At 53.9% G+C, this 647-nt stretch carries 1 protein-coding gene; it reads left to right on the top strand.

The window, feature by feature from the left end:
* Nucleotides 1-647 (top strand): IS256 family transposase (locus MHY08_RS11605; RefSeq protein ID WP_239236781.1); only part of this gene is annotated, 647 nt, incomplete at both ends.

Raw genomic sequence — 647 nt, 5'->3', positions numbered from 1 at the left:
CCCAGAGACAGGACTGGGACGTTTATCCCAACTATGGTCCCTAAAGGCTCGAGACGTTTAACTGATGTCGATGACATGATTGTCAGCTTGTACGCCGGTGGGATGACAATCAGGGATATCCAGCACCACATGGCAACGGCGATGCGGGTTGATATCTCCCATGAGACGATTTCAGCGGTTACTGACGCCGTCTTGGATGAGGTTATGGTCTGGCAAAACCGCCAGCTAGATGAGTTCTACCCGGTCATTTTCCTGGACGCGCTGCGCATTAAAGTCCGCGATGGCGGCCGGGTAGTCAACAAGAGTGCGTACATGGCAATCGGTGTGGACCTTGACGGCATCAAACACATTTTAGGATTGTGGATTGCCAAAGAAGAAGGCGCTTCATTTTGGGCGCAGGTATGCGCCAATCTTTCTAACCGTGGTGTCAAAGACGTCTTTATCGTCTGCTGTGACGGGCTGAAAGGCCTACCAGAAGCAGTCGAGGCAACCTGGCCGAACTCTATGGTGCAAACCTGTATCGTGCACCTGATACGTGCCGCGAACCGGTGGGTAGCCTACGGGGATCGCCGGGCTGTATCAGCCGCGTTGAAGAAGGTCTACACCGCCACAGACGAGTCCACAGCTAGGGCTGCTTTAGCCGAATT

The organism is Corynebacterium sp. ACRPJ (assembly GCF_022347345.1).
Taxonomy (GTDB): domain Bacteria; phylum Actinomycetota; class Actinomycetes; order Mycobacteriales; family Mycobacteriaceae; genus Corynebacterium; species Corynebacterium tuberculostearicum_D.
This window is presented reverse-complemented; position numbering and strand designations above follow the sequence as displayed.